This is a genomic window from Bradyrhizobium dasycarpum (assembly GCF_042019905.1).
Lineage (GTDB): Bacteria > Pseudomonadota > Alphaproteobacteria > Rhizobiales > Xanthobacteraceae > Bradyrhizobium > Bradyrhizobium japonicum_B.
This window is the reverse complement of sequence record NZ_CP169574.1, coordinates 2945465-2962901: the sequence shown is the minus strand read 5'-3', so window position 1 is coordinate 2962901 and position 17437 is coordinate 2945465. Positions and strand designations below refer to the sequence as shown.

The following is a 17437-nucleotide window of genomic DNA, read 5'->3' as shown; positions in this document are numbered from 1 at the left end:
TCTATACGCTTTCCGTGCCTGTGAGCAGCGGCACGAGGCGATGGCGCGGCTGCTCGTCGTCGTGGGGACGAGCCCGGAAGGTGTGACCTCAGAGCCATGACTCATGTGGTGACCGCGCATCTGCGCAGGCACGACACCTATCACAGCTGGTTCGAAGAGCGTGGTGGCGCAATCGTACGGCACGTACTCCCGGACCCCGCGACTATCCAGATGGAGCCTTGGACGCTGGGCGAGGCGTGCGCGGAGGATTGGCAGAAACATGTCATGGCAACTCCAGCGCCGTTTGCATGGGATTGCTTTCGATTTGGCATTCTCCAGCGTGCGAGCGGGTTCACTTGCTTCGCAAGCATCGACCATCTGCACGCCGATGCGACCGTCATAGCGTTCCTGATGACGGAGATCCGCTCAGCGTATCGCGCGGTGCTCGACGGCGAGAGGCCGTTTCAGCCGGGGTCGCCGGGAAGCTATCTGGATTACTGCAGCACTCAGCGCCAGCGGGCGGCCGCGACGACGCTGGCGGATCCCGAGGTGAACCGATGGATCGCGTTCCTGTACCGCAACGGCGGCCGGATGCCCACTTTCGCCTTGCCGCTCGGTGTGCCGGAGGATCGCTATCACGCGGAGTACCTGCATGTGGACATCCTCGAGGACACCGTGATGGACGCATTCGAGTCCGCGTGCCGTGCGGCCGGCGCGCGGGCGATCGGCGGTCTGCTGGCGTGCGCAGCGCTGACCGAACGGGAATTGGCTGGCCGCTCGCACTACAGTGTCGTCACGCCCACGACGACGCGAAGATCGCCAAAGGCATTCAGGACAAGCGGTTGGTGCGTGGGAGTGGTGCCGATCGACTTCGACGTGCAACAGCGAAAGTTTCCTGAACTTGCCTTGATGGCCCAGCGCAACTTTGACGAACGGATGAGCCTGGCCGAGCTGCCGATCGAGCTCGTGTTGGAACTGGCGGCCGGATTGCCGACGGTCGGATCCGTTGCCTCAGGGGGCGTCATGCTATCCTATATGGATGTGAACGTTCCTCCGCTCAGCGCGCAGATTGCCCGCGAATGGCATCAGGCGAATGGCAGGGTCTATATCAACCAGGGCATCGCCGCGCAGGTTGCGATCTGGTTGTTCCGTACGCAACGTGGGCTCTCGCTCACGGCGGCCTATCCGGCCAACGAGACGGCCCGTGCATCGATGCACCGCTATGTCGAGACGTTTGCGGGCGCATGCCGCCGGGCCGCCGACGTGTTGATGCCGACGTACTCCGATGTCGGTCGTGAATGATGACGCGGGCGATGGCGCACCCGGCGAACGTGTCGAGCATGTCGCCGGCATTCTTGTCCTTCGCAGATCAGGCGATTTATCTCGCGCATGTCTCGCTTGGGCAGCATGCGGTGATCCAGGTGTTGTGGCGCTATCTGCGGCCCGTAGATATGGACGCGCTGACACGGTTTCGAGACAATCTCGCGCACGGTCATCTGGCGCGACTGATCCGGCCGGCGCTGCTTCCGTTCGGACGCCATCAATGGGCCGGCGCGCCACTGCCGTCGGATGCTTTGGCGGCCGCGGAGCCGCCGCTCGCCCCCAGGGCGATGCAGGCGTGGGCCGACGCGCAGGTGGCGCTTCCACTGGACCCTGTGCGCGGACCGGCATGGGCCCTGACGATCCAGACCTTTACCGATGGTTCCACGGTGGTCTCGCTCGTGGCGTCGCACTGCATCGCAGACGGACTGACGATTGCAGCCGCCGTGAGCGACGCCGTGCGTGGAGAGCGGCGGCTGCCAGCCTGTCCTGGATATTGGGGGGGACAGCGTTCCGCGACAACGCTCGGTGCCGAGCTCCAGCGCATGGTGCGTGACGCACCGGCGACGTTTCGAGCGCTCGGCGAGCTGGCCCGTACGGCGTACACCTCGCTCGGTACGTCCAAGACATTCGCTGCATTGCCAGTGGTGGCGGCTGCAGATGACCAGACTGTCGTGTTTCCGTCGGCCTTCATACGCGTTCCGACCTTGGTCTGGGACGCCAAAGCACGGAGTCGCGGCGCCGGCCGGCTTACGCTTCTGGCCGCGATCACCGCGGCGTTCGCCGAGGCACTCGGTCGCGTCCGAGGCGATGATGTGACCTTGTTGTTTCCCGTGAACCAGCGCGAAGGTCTGTCGCACACCGGCGGAAATGACGTCGCGCTCGCCACCGTGAAGGTGCGTGTCGACGAACTGCGCGGGCGCCTGGATGCGTTGCAGCGGCGTCTGCAGGCTACGCTGCTGCGGACGAGACGGAAGCCGAATCGACTTGCCGCAATGCTGCCCTTGGTGCCCTTTGTGCCCAGACGCGCATTTTCGGCTGCCAGCCGTCTGGCGCTTGGTGCGCTCGCCGACCTGCCGGTCACGTGTTCGAACCTGGGCGACTTGCCCAATGACGTATTCCAGATCGATGGCAACGCGTCCGATCGGATCTGCTTTCGCGGTATCGACCGCGCGGTCGCGCGCCGCGCGATCGAGGCGCGTCAAGGCGTGGCGACGCTCTTCGCCGGGGTCATACCTGGATATATCGCCCTGAGCTTCGTCGCCTATCAGCCTGGCGTGGTCACGGAGCCTCGGCATCTTCGTGCGCTCGTGGTAGGTCTCCTGGCTGACTACGAGCTTGCTGGCGAGTTTTTTGATGCTTGAGGCGAGCACGGCCGGCACCCCCGCACCCACGCGGCACCGTCTCGCCTGGCTGGACCAACTTGCCTATGAATTGTTCCGGGTCACCGGCCGGAGCCAGTTGATGCAATGCCTCTGGCTCTATGATCGCGACGTGAACCACGCCGCGCTGGTGCAAACATATGAACGGCTCACGGCATTGTCCTTCAATCGGCTCATTGAGCCGTCACCTCTACCCTGGGGCAGGCCACGTTGGGTGAAGCCGGCGGCAAGGTCCGTTCCGTTCGAACAGATTTCGGACCCGCTGCCCCGATCGCGGTTGCTGCAGTGGGCCGATCAGCACGCGCGCGCCCCGATCCATCCTGTCATCGGTCCCGCCGGTCGAATGGCCATCCAGCCATTCGACGATGGCAGCACAGCCGTGAGCATCGTCGGATCGCATCTGCTGCTCGATGGGATGGGAGCCTTGCGCGTCATCGCGTCTGCCGTGAACGGCACAGGCGTCCCGAATCCCTACTTGCCCAAAGGCGCCCGCGGGCCGCTGGTCGCGTGCCTGTCAGACGCCTGGCAGATCCTCGCCGACGCTCCGCAGACGGTTGCCGCTCTCGCCCGGATCGCACACACGAACCGGCACAGGCTCGCCGCTCCCGCAAAGCGCCCGGCGCTTGCAACCGTCGCGGCGGGTCACGACCCCTCAGCGATCGTGGAGCTTCCAGCTGTTGCGGTGACTGTTGATTCGCGGGCCTGGTTAGCGTGCGAGCAGCGGCTTGGTGGTGGCATGAATACGCTGCTGCCGGGCTTCGTGGCGTCCCTGGCATCGAGTCTGGGCCGCCGCCGTTTCTCGGATGGCGCTGTCAGCCTGCTTGTCCCTAGAAGCCGAAGGCGGGGGCTGGCCGACGAACGAGCGCTGGCGATCGAATTTCACATGATGAACGTCGCGCCTGAAGGGCTGACCAGGAATCTGGAGCCCGTGAATGCCGCGAGGGCGCTGCTTCGTGGCGCGCGGAAAAGTCAGACCGATGTGCTGACGTCGTTGCTCCCGGCCATCGCTTGATGCCCCGCACTGCGGCAAAGACGCTTGTGAACGGGTTGTTTGATTATTCTGATGAGCTGCCGGTAAGCTGTTCCGACCTGGGAATGCTGCCGGAAGGGCTCGCGCGCATCGACGGCGCGCCGTGCCGGCACTTGCTGACACGAGCCGTCGATGTCAACGTCACACGCCAGGACCTGGAGCGTTCCCATGGACACCTCGTCGTCGTGGCCTCTCGCTACGACAAGCAAGTGTCCCTCTGCATCGAGGCCTGCCAGCTGCGCCCCACACCAACCACGGCCGACGAGCTTCGCCTGCTGGTTTCTCGAACGCTCGCCGATTTTGGACTTGAAGCGGTCATCGAAGCCTGAGTCCGGCGCGTGACGGGAGCCGGTTCTTGCATGTGGATTCCAATCAATGGAACTGAGACCCTTAATGGGCAGCGGTCGTATCGTGCAGCAAGCAGGCAGGGGGCTTGAGGGTTGAGCTCTTCGCTTGCCAACAAACGGCGCGACGGGAGCAGCGACCCAGATGCTGGGGCGGACGACGTCCTGTGCTATATGGACCAGGGCTCGTTCGTCGCATTGCGTGCGCTCGGGCGCGGGCCGGTGGTGCAAGTCACCTGGTTTTATGATCGCGCTATCGATGAAGCCGCTGTGAGGGAGTTCAGCGAGTGCCTCTCGGGAGGGTTGCTGGGACGCCTCCTGCAACGTTCACCGCTGCCATGGGGACGGCACCGTTGGGTGGCCAACCCTGTACCGGGCCCGGTGACGTGGTTCCGCGACCCGCTGCCCCGCGAGCGTCTGCCCGAGCTGCGACGTCTGCTGCTTGATCTGCCCGTGGACCCCGAGCGCGGGCCTGGCTGGCGCTTGGCAGTCCAGGCCCTGGAGGGCGGTGGCTGCGCGCTGACGATGCTGGTGTCGCACACGATCGCCGACATGCGTGCCGCCAGTCTGGCCATCGCCGACGCGGTGGCCGGTCGACCTCTCGACCGCGGGTTTCCGGCCCCGTCATGGCGCTGGTCTCCCGTGATGCTGGCGCGCGACAGCGTCGAGAGCCTGCGTGCCCTGCCTGACGTCTGGTGCGCTCTGGCGGCTCTCGCGCGGCGGTCGCGTAAGGAGAGGGCGGGCTTGCCTGCTTCGAGCCCCCGCGTGCGAAGCGGCCGGCACCGCTTCGAGCCGGCCGTGGACGCGCCTCTCGTGCCGGTGGTCATCGACGCGGCAGCGTGCCAGCAGCGCGCGTCCGATCTTGGCGTTGCAAGCAGCACGCTGATCATGGCATTCGCGGCACGGCTCGCGTTCCGGATCGGCCGCGTGGACGCCTCAGGCCAAGTCAAGCTGGTGCTGCCGGTCAGCGACCGCCGTACCGACGACCGGCGCGGCAACGCGCTGCGGTCGATCACCGTGATGGCGGACCCCGATCCCTGCCGCAATGATCCGCGCGCCTTGCAGCGGGATTTCAAGGCTGCGCTGGCCTCGCTGAACCAGCACGGCGATGATCTGTCGCCGCTGTTTCCCCTGATCCCGTATGTGCCGCTGTGGCTGGTGCGGCGCCTGGAGCACGAGGCGCTCGGGGAGGGCCTGCCGGTCGGGTGTAGCCTGGTCGGCGAATTGCCGCTGGACGTGAACCGCCCCTGTGGCGAGGCCTTGCTTTTGCAGGCTACGCCTCTGGAGCGCTATACGGCCTCGGACCTCGCGCGGCTCGGTGGCTTCCTCTTCATCGCGTGCTATCGTGTCAACGAGCAGCTGTTGTGTAACGTGTCCGGCTACGTGCCGAACCAGGTCACGTCCAACGCCGAGCTGATGCCCTTCGTGCGCGATGCGCTTGCGGACATGGGTCTGTGCGGGACGATCGGCTGGCGATTGCCGATTGGCCAAGCGGATGGCGCGACGCCCGCCGAGCGCTCAAGCCACGCGCAGCGCGTCGACGATGTTCATGCGGGCAGCCCGCACGGCCGGCAGGAAACCTCCGAGGAAGCCCATCACGAGGGCGAAGACCAGCGACCGCAGGACGATCCCGGGCGTTAGCACAAACCGAAACGCAAGCTCGGAGAGCGACGTCCAGTTCAGTGTCGTGATCTTCACCTGCGTCATCAGTGACGCCAACAAGATTCCAACGACCCATCCGATCAGCGCGAGCAGCAGCGCCTCGACGAGGAATGCAACCAAGATCCGCGAGCGCCGAAATCCGAGCGCGCGCAGCACTCCTACCTCCATCATGCGGCTGGCCACGGCGGCGTACATTGTAATCGTCGCGCCGATGACTGCGCCGAGCGAGAACATCCCCGAAAGCGTGAGCCCGAGAACCTGAATGAACCCTGAGAGCAGGCGTGACTGCTCCTCATAGAAGATGCGCTCGCGCTTGGCCTCGATGGTGAGGCGGGGATCCGCTTCGAGGCGCGCCTTGAGGGTGTCGAAGCCGGAACGATCGGCGAGCCGTACCGTGATCGACGAGAAGAAGTCGCGTCGGAACGATTGCATGAGCTGCTCGCTGTCGCCCCAGATCTCGGAATCGAACCCGCTGCCGCCCGCGTCGAACCGTCCCACGATCTTCCACTCCCGCTGGGCAAACCGGAGGCTCGATCCAATCTCGATGTCTTCGAAGCGCCCCGCGAGGGCCCGGCCAATGACGATCTCGTTCGAACCCGGGCGAAACATGCGCCCCTCGGCGATCTGCACGTGCGGACGCACGTCGAGGGCGGCCGGACCGACGCCGCGGATCAACAGGTTGCTCGCCTGCCTGGTCTTGCGCCTTGGCTGCGCGATCAAAACCGCCACTTCCTTCGATACAAGCGGCGCTCCTTCGGCTCCGATGACGATTTCGGGCTGGCTTTCGATGATCCTGGCCTGCCGGCGATCGATCAAGCTCTGGATCTCGACTTCCGCAGAGCGGCGCACGAAGATGACGTTCGTGTCTTCGCCGGTCGCGACCAGCGTCTGCTTCAGTCCGGAGTCGAGCATGAGCACGGCGGCGTAGACGAAGACCACGAGGGCCATGCCGGTCGCGGTAAGCAAATTGGTGAGCTTGCGCTCCTGCAGGTTTCGCAAGCTGTAGGAGAGCAGCAGTGGCATGGTCAGCCCAACGCCCGAAGGCCGTCGACGATGCGGACACGGGCTGCCCTGCGCATCGGCCAGAGTGCGGCGAGAATCCCGACCACCAACGCTGCAAGTGCCTGCAGCATGACGGTGTTGACGCTGACGAACAGGGTCGGGAACAGCGTGGCGGAGAGCTCGGCAAGGCGGCCAGCGACCGGGGGCGTAAGCGCGATGCCGATCGCGCCGCCGATCAACGCTATCAGGACGGATTCCCCGAGGATCAATCGCGCCACGTAGCCGGGACTGAAGCCAATGGCTTTGAGGGTGGCGTACTCGCGGAGTCGCTCGCGGGCCGTCATCGCCATGGTGTTCGCCATCACGGCCAGGATGATGAAGATCACCACGAAGGAGACGATCTGAATGGAAATGAGGATCGCCTCGGTCTGCTTCACGAAGCCGATCTGGAAGGCGCGCTCCGTCTCGGTGAGCGTCTCGGCCAGCGAGTTTCGAAACACTTCGTCGATGGCTTGACTGACGTCGGCAACGCTGTCCAGGCTGACGACGTCGACCGCGAACACGCCCACCTGGTCGGCTTGTGCCTTGGAGCGCACACGCAGGGTCTCGTTCAGGTAGTCCCAGCGGAAGAACAGCTGCGACGTGTCGGTTTTGGTGTCTCGGCCGTCGAAGACGCCGCAGATTACAAACTCCCAATTGCCGGGGAAGATGGTTCCGCGCAGCTGGATCACGTCGCCAGCCTTGAAGCCGTAGCGTTTGGCGAGCTTGCGCCCGACAATCGCGCCGCGGCGCTCACTCAGGAAGGCGCGCCGCACCTCTTCCGGCACCAGGAGCTCGGGGAACATGTCGAGATAGCTCGCGGCATCGATCGCAAACTGGGGAAAGAAGTTTTTCGAATCCTTGTAGACGCCGCCGAACCAGCTCAAGTGGGTGACGCGCCGCACGCCTTCGACGGCGCTGATGCGCTTCTGATAGGATTTCGGCAGCGGAAGCGTAAAGGAGACGGCGTTGCGAGTCAGCAGCCGCGACGGAACGGCGCCATCCACGCCCGCATACCACGTCTTGACGACGGTCTGGAGCACGCCAAAGGCGAGGATAGCGACGATGAGACCGACGAGCGTCAGGGAGGTGCGGAGCCGGTGGCGCAAGACGTTGCGCGCCACGAGCGTGAGCCACTGGCTCATGATCGGCACTCACTCAAGGCGCTGCTCCACGAGATAGGAGAGATCGCCCTTCTCCAGATTCATGATGCGTTTCGCATGCGCAGCGGCGCGGTGATCATGCGTGACCATCACGATCGTCTTGCCCATGTCGCGGTTGAGCCGCTGCATGATCTCGAGCACCTCCTTCGCCGACTGCCGGTCGAGGTCGCCCGTCGGCTCGTCGGCCACCAGCACCGTCGGGTCGGTGACGATCGCCCGCGCGATCGCGACGCGCTGCTGCTGTCCGCCCGAGAGTTCCGAGGGCAGATGTTTGACGCGATCGCTGAGGCCGACCAGGCTGAGCGCGAGTTGCGCGCGGTCCCGGCGGTCGCGCCGCCCCAGGGTGGTGAGCGTGAGAGGCAATTCGACGTTCTCGAGCGCCGTGAGCACGGGCATCAGATTGTAGAACTGGAAGATGAAGCCTACGTTCGCCGCGCGCCAGTCGGCGAGTTCGGCTTCCGGAAGGAGCGTGATGTCCTCGCCGCCCACCTTGATCGAGCCCTGGTCCGGACTGTCGATGCCGGCGATCAGGTTGAGCATTGTCGATTTGCCCGAGCCCGACGGACCCATCAGGGCGAGGAATTCCTTGCGGCGGATGTCGAAGGTGAGTCTGGAAAGAACCGGGACGATCTGCGCGCCGCGGCGGTAGCTCTTGCTTACGTCGCTCAGCGCGATCAGCACGTCCTCTCCGGTCGGCCGGTCGGAGATGCGAAGCACGGTCACTTCGTGGCCTGCTTCACTGCGCGCCCGTCGACGAGATCTTCCAGCGGACGGACCACGACGCGCGTGCCGGCCTTGAGGTCGCGGACCTCGATCTGGTCGCCTATCTTCGCGCCGAGATCGACGCTCCGCAGACGGGCCTTGCCTTCCTCGACGACATAGAGATGCTGGCGCCCGTCGACCTCGAAGACGGCGGCCGCCGGCACGGCAAGCACGGGCTTGCGCTCTTTCTCCGACACCTCACGCCTCGAGGAAAGCCGCCTTTGCGCTCATGTCTGGAAGCATCCTCGGGTCGCGCTGCACGAACCGGATCTTCACCAGGGTCGATGCCTTGGCGCGATCCACGGTCGGCACCATCCGGCTGACCACGCCCTCGAAACGCTCGCCGGGGATCGCGTCCAGCTGGATCTCGACCGGTTGCCCCGCGTGGATGCTCAGGTACGACGACTCCGCCACGTCGGCTTCCACTTCCAGCGAGTCCATGTCGGCAATGGTGACGACCGCACCCTTGGTATCGACCGCCTGCGAGAACGGTGTGATCGTGTCGCCGACGTTGGCGTGCCGCGTGAGGACGACGCCGTCGAAGGGCGCCCGGATCTGGGTCTGTCCGACGGCAACTTCGGAGGCGCGCAGATTGGCCTGCGCCGCGGCGATGGCGGCCCCGTATCCGTTGAACGCGGCGCGCGCCTTGGCGAGGCGTGCCTCGGCGGTTTCGCGCGTCGATTCGCTGATGATGTTCTTCTCGCCGAGGGCCTCGGAACGCTTGAAGGCGATTTCCGCCTGCGTCAGCTCCGCCCGCCCTTGGGCCAGGTTGGCTTCCGCAACCTGCACGTTGGCGGCTGCCTGGTCGCGCACTGCCACCGTGTCGCTGCTCTCGAGGCCGGGCGATCACCTCGCCCTCGCGCACCTTGCTGCCTTCGAGCACACCGAGCCACTCGAGACGGCCTGTCGCCTTCGAGGCGACGGATGCCTTGCGTTGCGCAACGACGTAGCCGGTCGCGTTCAGCAGCGTCAGCGCCTGTGACGGATAGACGGAGTAGACCACCGCCGTCTCGACGACGATCTGCGCATGGCTGCGCCACAGCCACGTCGCGCCCCCGATGCCGACGAGCAGGGCGAGGAGAAGCACGCGCCCCAGGATTTGGCGCAACCGTCGGCGGCGGCGCGAGCCGGCGCTACGATCGATTGCAAGCGCGGAAAGATCGGAGGCGTCGGGTGCGCCGTCGATGAGGGCCTGGGGCAACGTCATGGTTTGATCATGGATTTCCGAGCAAAACAGCGCAGACTTTGAAGAAAATATCGTACTGAGAAAGCCGTAAGCCATGCGCTTGACCAGTGTCAATTAGCATGAAGGGCCGCGCTTGACATCCATGATTTCGTATTCTCCAAATCTTCCCACGGCTTGAAACATGGTCGATGGCATCCGCACCGACGCGAACGCCATCACGCGACACCTTCGAAAACCGGAGCGGGACCATCAGGTTTGCCATCGCAGTCCACGGGACACGAGGAGACATCGAGCCTGCGGCTGCCGTTGCAGGTGAGCTGCAGCGCCGCGGTCACGACGTCAGGATGGCCGTGCCTCCCAATCTCGTCGGGTTCGCCGAGTCGGCCGGCCCTTGTTCGGTGAGTTCTTACGGTCCCGATTCCCAACGCCAGCTCGAGGCGGAGGTTTTCCGCGACTGGTTCAAGTTGCGCAATCCGGTCAAGGTGCTGCGCCAGGCGCGCAAGTACCTCGCCGACGGCTGGGCGGACATGAGCGCGACCCTGACCGGGTTGGCGGCCCGTGCCGATGTGATCCTGAGCGGTACGACCTATCAGGAGCTGGCCGCCAACGTTGCCGAGGCCGAGGGGGTGCCGCTTGCCGCCCTGCATTACTTCCCCGTCAGGGCGAACAACCACATCCTGCCGGTTCGATTGCCCCCGAAACTGGTCGAGCCCTTGTGGTCGCTCGCCGAGTGGTCGCATTGGCGCCTGTTGCGGCCGGCCTATGACGAGCAGCGCCGCGCCCTCGGGCTTCCGCAATCCGGAATTCGTGCTGCGCGTCATATCGTCGAATCCGGCGCGCTGGAGATTCAAGCTTATGACAAGGTGTTCTTTCCTGGGCTCGAGGCGGAATGGAGCTGGAAGAGACCGTTGGTGGGCACGCTGACCCTGCAATCCGCGTCCGAGTTCGACGATTCCGTGAACTCCTGGATTGCCGCCGGCCGCCGCCCCCTTTACTTCGGGTTCGGCAGCATGCCGGTCGACAGACCGGCGGAGACCGTTGCCATGATCACAGATGCGTGCCGGGAGCTCGGCGAGCGTGCGCTGATCTGTTCCGGAGTCCTGCCGCTTGAAGGCGCGGCTCCCACACCGGACGTCATGATCGTGCCTTCGGTCAATCACGCCGCCGTGCTGCCGCGCTGCCGAGCCATCGTTCACCATGGCGGCGCCGGCACCACGGCCGCCGGCATGCGTTCCGGCGTCCCGGCTCTTGTACTGTGGATAGGCGCCGACCAGCCTATATGGGCGAGACAAATCAAACGCCTGGGCGTCGGCACCTCGCGTCGTCTCGCCGCAACGACCCGGGACACCCTTCGACACGGCCTGCGGACCGTCCTGGAGTCGGGCTGCGCCGCCCGGGCGCGCGAGGTGGCCGGGCAGATGACTCCGCCGAGCCGGAGCCTGGCGACCACCGTCGCCCTTCTCGAAGGGCTGGCCGGCACGCGTGTGCGATCTTGAGAATGCTCGGCGTCGGGTCTGCGGAGGGCGCGAAGCGCGAGGTCCAGGCTCACGCCGGCCTTCTGTGTAATGAGGTCGGACCTATGCTGCGCTCCCCGAACTTCGCCAAGTAAACCTCTTGACAGCGGGCATAATACTTAACATGTTAAGTATGTACGGCCAGCAAGGCGACGTTGTGCGTCGGAACGCGCATTGCTTTCTGCCGTCGCCACACAAAGAGCTGCCGGTCGCAACGGCTCGAACGAGGGAGGACCCGTGATGTCCAAGCTTGCGGAGAACATCGCCAGGGCGGAACGCTACCTTGCCCGGTTCGCGCAGCATGGGGTGCTCAACCGCATCGGCGGCGAGGACGTCCCAGCTGCGGACGGCGCGACATTCGAAACGATCTCTCCCGTCGATCTGAAGCCGCTCGCCAAGGTGGCACACGGCAAGGCCGCAGACATCGATCGGGCCGCGAAGGCCGCGCATGCGGCCTTTCCGCAATGGGCCGAGACCTCCGGGGAGGCGCGGAAAGCGCTCTTGCACAAGGTTGCCGATGCCATCGTCGCCCGCGCCGAAGAAATCGCCTTCGTCGAATGCATGGATACCGGGCAGTCCCTCAAGTTCATGGCCAAGGCGGCGCTGCGGGGCGCCGAGAATTTCCGCTTCTATGCCGACCGCGCGCCCGAGGCGCGCGACGGCAAGTCGCTTCGGACCGACGGCCAGGTGAACATGACCACCCGCGTGCCGATCGGTCCGGTGGGCGTCATCACGCCGTGGAATACGCCATTCATGCTGTCGACGTGGAAGATCGCGCCGGCGCTCGCGGCCGGCTGCACCATCGTTCACAAGCCGGCCGAATTCTCGCCGCTGACCGCGCGCCTGCTAATCGAGATCGCGGAAGAGGCCGGTCTGCCCAAGGGCGTCTGGAATCTCGTCAACGGCCTTGGCGAGGACGCCGGCAAGGCGCTGACCGAGCATCCGCTGGTCAAGGCGATCGGATTCGTCGGAGAAAGCCGCACCGGCTCGATGATCATGAAGCAGGGCGCCGATACCTTGAAGCGCGTTCATTTCGAGCTGGGCGGCAAGAACCCGGTGATCGTGTTCGCCGATGCCGACCTTGATCGCGCCGCGGATGCGGCGGTGTTCATGATCTACTCTCTCAACGGCGAGCGCTGCACCTCTTCCTCGCGCCTTCTCGTCGAGGCGAGCATCTATGACAAATTCACCGCGATGGTCGCGGAGAAGGCCGGCCGGATTAAGGTGGGACATCCGCTCGATCCCGAGACCGTCATCGGTCCGTTGATCCATCCGGTTCACGAGAAGAAGGTCCTCGACTACGTCGAGATCGGCAGGGCGGAGGGCGCGACGATCGCCACGGGCGGCCGCAAGGTCGATGGTCCCGGCGGCGGCTGCTACGTCGCCCCGACGCTCTTTACCGGCGCCAACAACCGAATGCGCATCGCACAGGAGGAAATCTTCGGGCCGGTGTTGACGGCGATTCCGTTCAAGGACGAGGCGGAGGCGCTCGCGCTCGCCAACGACGTCCAGTACGGCCTCACCGGCTATCTCTGGACGGCCGACGTCACGCGCGCCTTCCGCTTCACCGACCGGCTGCAAGCCGGAATGATCTGGGTCAATTCAGAGAACGTCCGCCACCTGCCGACGCCCTTTGGCGGGGTGAAGAGCTCCGGCATCGGCCGCGACGGCGGCGATTGGTCGTTCGATTTCTATATGGAGACGAAGAACGTCGCGTTCGCGACCACCGCGCATAAAATCCAAAAACTAGGCGGTTAAGCGGTCCGCAGCAGACCAAGGAGGATATCATGGCATTGCCTACGCCCAACCTTTATCCGCCATTCAACATCGTACGTCTCAGTCATGTCGAGTTTGGCGTGAGCGACCTTGCTAGGTCCCGCGCGTTCTATGTCGACACGCTCGGTCTGCAGGTGACGGACGAAAGCTCCGATGCGATCTATCTTCGGGCGATGGAAGAGCGCGGCCACCATTGCATCGTGCTGCGGAAGTCCGACAAGATCGAGGCCCGCGATCTCGGCTTCAAGCTGTTCGGCGAAGAAGACCTCGACAAGGCAGTTCATTTCTTCAAGAGCAGGGGTTTACCGGTCGAATGGGTGGAGCGTCCCTATCAGTCGCGCACCTTCCGTACCCGCGATCCGCACGGCATCCCGCTCGAGTTCTATTCGAAGATGGACCGGTTGCCGCCGATTCATCAGAAGTACGCTCTCTACAAGGGCGTGAAGCCGCTCCGCATCGACCACTTCAATTGCTTCTCGCCGAACGTGGACGAATCCGTCGCCTTCTACAACGAGATCGGCTTCCGCGTGACGGAGTACACCGAGGACGAGGAGACCGGGCGGCTATGGGCAGCCTGGACCCACCGCAAGGGCGGCGTTCACGACCTGGCATTCACCAATGGCCGCGGCCCGCGCCTGCATCACACGGCGTTCTGGGTGCCGACCCCGCTCAACATCATCGATCTTCTCGACCTCATGGCGACCACCGGATGGATCTCCAACATCGAACGCGGTCCGGGCCGCCACGGCATCTCGAATGCCTTCTTCCTCTACATCCTCGATCCGGATGGCCACCGCATCGAAATCTATTGCTCGGACTACCAGACCGTCGATCCCGATCTCGAACCGATCAAATGGGACCTGAAGGACCCGCAGCGTCAGACGCTGTGGGGGCGCCCGCGCCGAGATCCTGGTTCGAACACGGCAGCCTCTTCGCCGGGATTACGCCGCGCGACGCCGAGCTGGCGGCCCAGCCGATCATCGCGCCCTGATCGGCTGGCAACACATTCGACAAGGAAGGCCGCGCATGTCTCGTCCAAGGTTCATCAGCTTCACCCGCAACGCTGCGCCCGGCTACGGCCTGCTCGTGGACCGTGGCGTGGTCGATCTGTCCGGACGTCACGGCAACCGCTGGCCCAGCCTGCGTGAGGTGATCGAGGACGGTGCGCTGCTGTCTCTGGCCGAGGAGAGTGACGCGCGACCCGCGGATTTTCCGGTCGAAGACATCCGCTATGAGATCCCCGTGCCGACACCGGAAAAGATCATCTGCGTCGGCGTCAACTTTCCCGACCGCAACGAGGAATACAAGGACGGGCAGGCGGCTCCCTCAAATCCCTCGCTCTTCATCCGCTTTCCGCGCTCGTTCACCGGCCATGAACAGCCTTTGCTGCGTCCCCCGGAGAGCCCGCAGCTCGACTACGAGGGCGAGATCGTCATCGTGATCGGCAAGGGCGGGCGCAGGATTGCGCAGAGCGAAGCGCTCGGCCACATCGCCGCGCTGTCGCTGTGCAACGAAGGCACGATCCGCGATTGGGTAAGGCACGCCAAGTTCAACGTGACACAGGGTAAGAACTTCGATCGGACCGGTTCGATCGGACCCTGGCTCATCCCCTATACCGATGAGAGCCAGCTTGCCGACGTCAAGCTCGAAACGCGGGTCAATGGCGACGTCCGCCAGCAGGACCGCACGAGCCGGATGATCTTCTCCTTCCGCAAGATCATCAACTACATCTCGACGTTCACGACCCTGGTTCCCGGCGATGTCATCGTGACAGGTACGCCGACGGGCGCGGGCGCGCGCTTCGACCCGCCGATCTGGCTGAAGCCCGGCGACGTCGTCGAGGTCGAAGCGGAAGGAATCGGCGTGCTCCGCAACACGGTTGCTGATGAGGCGTGATCTGTTGGCGGCGCCACGCCTGCCGACTATCTGGCTTGATCAGGTCGTCGATGCGGCTTGCACGCGAATTCGGCCCTGGTCGTCCACGGCGATCGGAATGGCGTCGAGGGTGCAGTTCAGGCCGAGTCCTTCGACGCCGACGCCGTCCTGAACACGGAATCCGGCGCTGTGATTGGTGCACCGGAGAACCGTGCCGTCCGCGCTCAGCAAATTGTCGCCGCGATGATCCAGCGGCAGGTACTGGTGGGGACATGCATTGACGTAGGCCGTCAGAGTGCCCGCCGATCTGACGATCAGGATCGGAAAATCGGCCGGGCCGGATCTGATCGATTTGAAGCTGCCTTCGCCGATGTCATTGGCGTTGCACAGGATGGTTCCCTCGGCCGGCGCGCCGCGATAGCTCCGCCATGCGTCCAGTATCGCGACCTCCCTCAGGATGCCTTCAGCACGCCGCGCTGAATCTGGTCGGCCTCGATGCTCTCGAACAGGGCCTTGAAGTTGCCCTCGCCAAAACCGTCGTCTCCCTTCCGCTGGATGAACTCGAAGAAGATCGGACCGATCACGGTCTTGGAGAAGATCTGAAGCAGGATGCGCGTCAGCCCGCCATTGACGACGCCCTCGCCGTCGATCAGGATTCCGTGCTTGCGCATGCGATCGAGCGGTTCGGTGTGACCCTTCACGCGGTCAAATGATTTGTCATAGTAGATCGAGGGCGGGCCCGGCATGAACTCGAGCCCGCGCGCGGCGATGGCGTCGGTCGCCGAATAGATGTCGTCGGTGCCGACGGCGATGTGCTGGATGCCTTCGCCCTTGTACTGGCGCAGATATTCTTCGATCTGGCTCTTGTCGTCGGCGCTCTCGTTGATCGGGATTCGAATCTTGCCGCAGGGGGACGTCAGGGCGCGCGAGGTCAGGCCGGTCAGCTTGCCCGAAATGTCGAAGTAGCGGATCTCGCGGAAATTGAAGGTCTGGCTGTAGAACTTGTACCAGGTGTCCATGTTGCCGCGCATGACGTTATGCGTGAGGTGATCGAGATAGTAGAACCCGACGCCTTTCGGGGTCGGGTCGACTTCACCGGTCCAGTCGTACTCGGCCGAATAGGGCGAGCCCTTCGCGCCATAGGTCTCGACCAGGTACAGCAGGGATCCGCCGATGCCGACCACGGCCGGGACGTCGAGCGACTTGTCGCTGCCGGTATATTCAGTTCCGCCGAGCTCGAGGACGCGCTTCAGCGCATGTTTGGCATCGACGACGCGCCAGGCCATCGCCGGCGCGCAGGGACCGTGTTCTCCGACGAAGCGCGCCGCATGGGAGTTCGGCTCCCGGTTCAGGACGTAATTGATCTTTCCCTGGCGCCAAAGGGAGATGTCCTTGGTCTTGTGCCGCGCGACCTCCGTGTAGCCCATCTGCTCGAAGAGCTTGGCGAGCTGCTGCGGCTCCGGATGGGCGAACTCGACAAACTCGAAGCCATCGGTGCCGGCCGGATTGAGCGCCGAGATCGTGGCGGGCGGGGCATCGTGAGGGAAGGGGCCCAATGTCGCACTCCTGGAAAGCTGTCTGATCCGACGGAAATATACTGCCGGCAGCTTGCACGATCCCCGCAAAATCCGCTCGACAAAGCAAAGCAATGCGTGAAGCATGCGGATATTGGCATTTTTGCGCAAGGATCACGCATGGATCAGTTCGACGTCAAATTGCTGCAGGCGCTTCAGGCCAACGGCCGCCTGTCGAATTTTGAACTGGCCGACGTCGTCGGTCTATCGGCATCGCAATGCTCGCGCCGTCGCGCGGCGCTCGAAGATGCCGGCGCGATTGCGAGCTACCACGCTCACCTCGACCGCGAAATGCTCGGACTCGGCATCGTCGTCTTCGTGCAGGTAACGCTTGCGACACACTCGCCGGACAATTCGCGGCGCTTCCTCAAGCTGATCGAGAGTCGGGAGGAAGTGCAGGAGGCCTATGCGCTGACCGGCGAAGCCGATTACCTCATCAAGGTGACGATCACCGACTTGAAGGCGCTCGCGCGGCTTCTCAACGAGGTGTTTCTGCCGCACGACAGCGTCGCGCATGTGCGCTCGTCCATCGTTCTCGATAGCTTGAAGCACACCTCGCAATTGCCGCTTGGGCACCTCATCCCGGCCGAGGCGCGGGCTGCGGAGAGCTCCGGGTCCCGACGCAAAGATTCATCACGGCCTCGACGATCCGCAAAGAGTTGAGCTGGCGTGGTTTGCAGGCGATCGGTCTACGGCATGCCGGTCACATCCTGCTGGCGGCCGAAGTGCCGTGCCCGGCGGGTCCCTGTAGCCGGCCCAGGCGCTCGTCGGTCGGGCGGGACAAAAATTTTCGACGAGCCCTCTTGAACGGAAATCGATCCCTCCCTAG

At 64.4% G+C, this 17437-nt stretch carries 14 protein-coding genes and 2 pseudogenes; 9 read left to right on the top strand and 7 right to left on the bottom strand.

The genetic code is table 11. The features are described from left to right. Window positions 1-87: 87 nt before the first annotated feature. The 4 genes and pseudogenes from ACETMP_RS14385 to ACETMP_RS14370 all read left to right on the top strand — a co-directional run. Window positions 88-1281: pseudogene (locus ACETMP_RS14385) on the top strand (condensation domain-containing protein); the annotation flags it as partial. Between the two features lie 11 nt (window positions 1282-1292). Continuing rightward, window positions 1293-2663 carry a hypothetical protein gene (locus ACETMP_RS14380; RefSeq protein WP_375161442.1) on the top strand — a complete coding sequence of 457 codons (1371 nt, stop codon included), beginning with the start codon at window positions 1293-1295 and terminating at the stop codon, window positions 2661-2663. Continuing rightward, complete coding sequence (locus tag ACETMP_RS14375) at window positions 2656-3693, top strand: hypothetical protein (RefSeq protein ID WP_375161441.1); 1038 nt, start codon at window positions 2656-2658, stop codon at window positions 3691-3693. The genes ACETMP_RS14380 and ACETMP_RS14375 overlap by 8 nt, the downstream gene beginning before the upstream one ends. After that, window positions 3693-4040, top strand: a complete 348-nt coding sequence (locus tag ACETMP_RS14370) for a hypothetical protein (protein WP_375161440.1) — start codon at window positions 3693-3695, stop codon at window positions 4038-4040. Before ACETMP_RS14375 ends, ACETMP_RS14370 begins: the two co-directional genes overlap by 1 nt. A 1533-nt stretch (window positions 4041-5573) precedes the next feature. On the opposite strand, the gene ACETMP_RS14365 is transcribed toward ACETMP_RS14370, so the two are convergent. The 5 genes from ACETMP_RS14365 to ACETMP_RS14345 are packed head-to-tail and all read right to left on the bottom strand — an operon-like array spanning window position 5574 to window position 9502. Next, window positions 5574-6740 carry an ABC transporter permease gene (locus tag ACETMP_RS14365; RefSeq protein ID WP_375161439.1) on the bottom strand — a complete coding sequence of 389 codons (1167 nt, stop codon included), beginning with the start codon at window positions 6738-6740 and terminating at the stop codon, window positions 5574-5576. Window positions 6741-6742: 2 nt separating this feature from the next. Beyond that, the gene (locus ACETMP_RS14360) at window positions 6743-7903 is read right to left on the bottom strand and encodes an ABC transporter permease (RefSeq protein WP_375161912.1); all 1161 of its coding nucleotides are present in this window, start codon (window positions 7901-7903) and stop codon (window positions 6743-6745) included. 9 nt (window positions 7904-7912) lie between these two features. Next, complete coding sequence (locus tag ACETMP_RS14355) at window positions 7913-8629, bottom strand: ABC transporter ATP-binding protein (protein ID WP_375161911.1); 717 nt, start codon at window positions 8627-8629, stop codon at window positions 7913-7915. Between the two features lie 11 nt (window positions 8630-8640). Further along, entirely contained in the window at window positions 8641-8880 is a 240-nt protein-coding gene (locus tag ACETMP_RS14350; RefSeq protein WP_375161438.1) for a hypothetical protein, read from the bottom strand. Between the two features lies 1 nt (window position 8881). After that, on the bottom strand, window positions 8882-9502 hold the full coding sequence (locus tag ACETMP_RS14345; protein WP_375161437.1) for an efflux RND transporter periplasmic adaptor subunit: 621 nt from the start codon (window positions 9500-9502) through the stop codon (window positions 8882-8884). A 555-nt stretch (window positions 9503-10057) separates the two neighbouring features. Here ACETMP_RS14345 and ACETMP_RS14340 point away from each other — a divergent pair. The 4 genes and pseudogenes from ACETMP_RS14340 to ACETMP_RS14325 all read left to right on the top strand — a co-directional run bounded on the left by ACETMP_RS14340 (window position 10058) and on the right by ACETMP_RS14325 (window position 15055). Further along, the gene (locus ACETMP_RS14340; RefSeq protein ID WP_375161436.1) at window positions 10058-11365 is read left to right on the top strand and encodes a glycosyltransferase; all 1308 of its coding nucleotides are present in this window, start codon (window positions 10058-10060) and stop codon (window positions 11363-11365) included. Window positions 11366-11623: 258 nt separating this feature from the next. Next, window positions 11624-13141: a 5-carboxymethyl-2-hydroxymuconate semialdehyde dehydrogenase gene (hpaE, locus tag ACETMP_RS14335; RefSeq protein WP_375161435.1), complete on the top strand. Its 1518-nt coding sequence runs from the start codon at window positions 11624-11626 to the stop codon at window positions 13139-13141. A gap of 29 nt (window positions 13142-13170) precedes the next feature. After that, a pseudogene (gene hpaD, locus ACETMP_RS14330) lies at window positions 13171-14150 on the top strand (3,4-dihydroxyphenylacetate 2,3-dioxygenase). Window positions 14151-14185: 35 nt separating this feature from the next. Further along, a complete protein-coding gene (locus ACETMP_RS14325) occupies window positions 14186-15055 on the top strand; it encodes a fumarylacetoacetate hydrolase family protein (protein ID WP_375161434.1) in 870 nt (289 codons plus the stop codon). Window positions 15056-15094: 39 nt separating this feature from the next. Here ACETMP_RS14325 and ACETMP_RS14320 read toward each other — a convergent pair whose 3' ends face one another. Both ACETMP_RS14320 and hppD read right to left on the bottom strand, forming a co-directional pair. Beyond that, window positions 15095-15382, bottom strand: a complete 288-nt coding sequence (locus ACETMP_RS14320) for a Rieske (2Fe-2S) protein (protein ID WP_375161910.1) — start codon at window positions 15380-15382, stop codon at window positions 15095-15097. A gap of 104 nt (window positions 15383-15486) precedes the next feature. Further along, on the bottom strand, window positions 15487-16590 hold the full coding sequence (gene hppD, locus ACETMP_RS14315) for a 4-hydroxyphenylpyruvate dioxygenase (RefSeq protein ID WP_375161433.1): 1104 nt from the start codon (window positions 16588-16590) through the stop codon (window positions 15487-15489). A gap of 138 nt (window positions 16591-16728) precedes the next feature. On the opposite strand from hppD, the gene ACETMP_RS14310 reads away from it, so the two are divergent. Beyond that, entirely contained in the window at window positions 16729-17271 is a 543-nt protein-coding gene (locus ACETMP_RS14310; RefSeq protein WP_375161909.1) for an Lrp/AsnC family transcriptional regulator, read from the top strand. The last annotated feature ends 166 nt before the right edge of the window (window positions 17272-17437 follow it).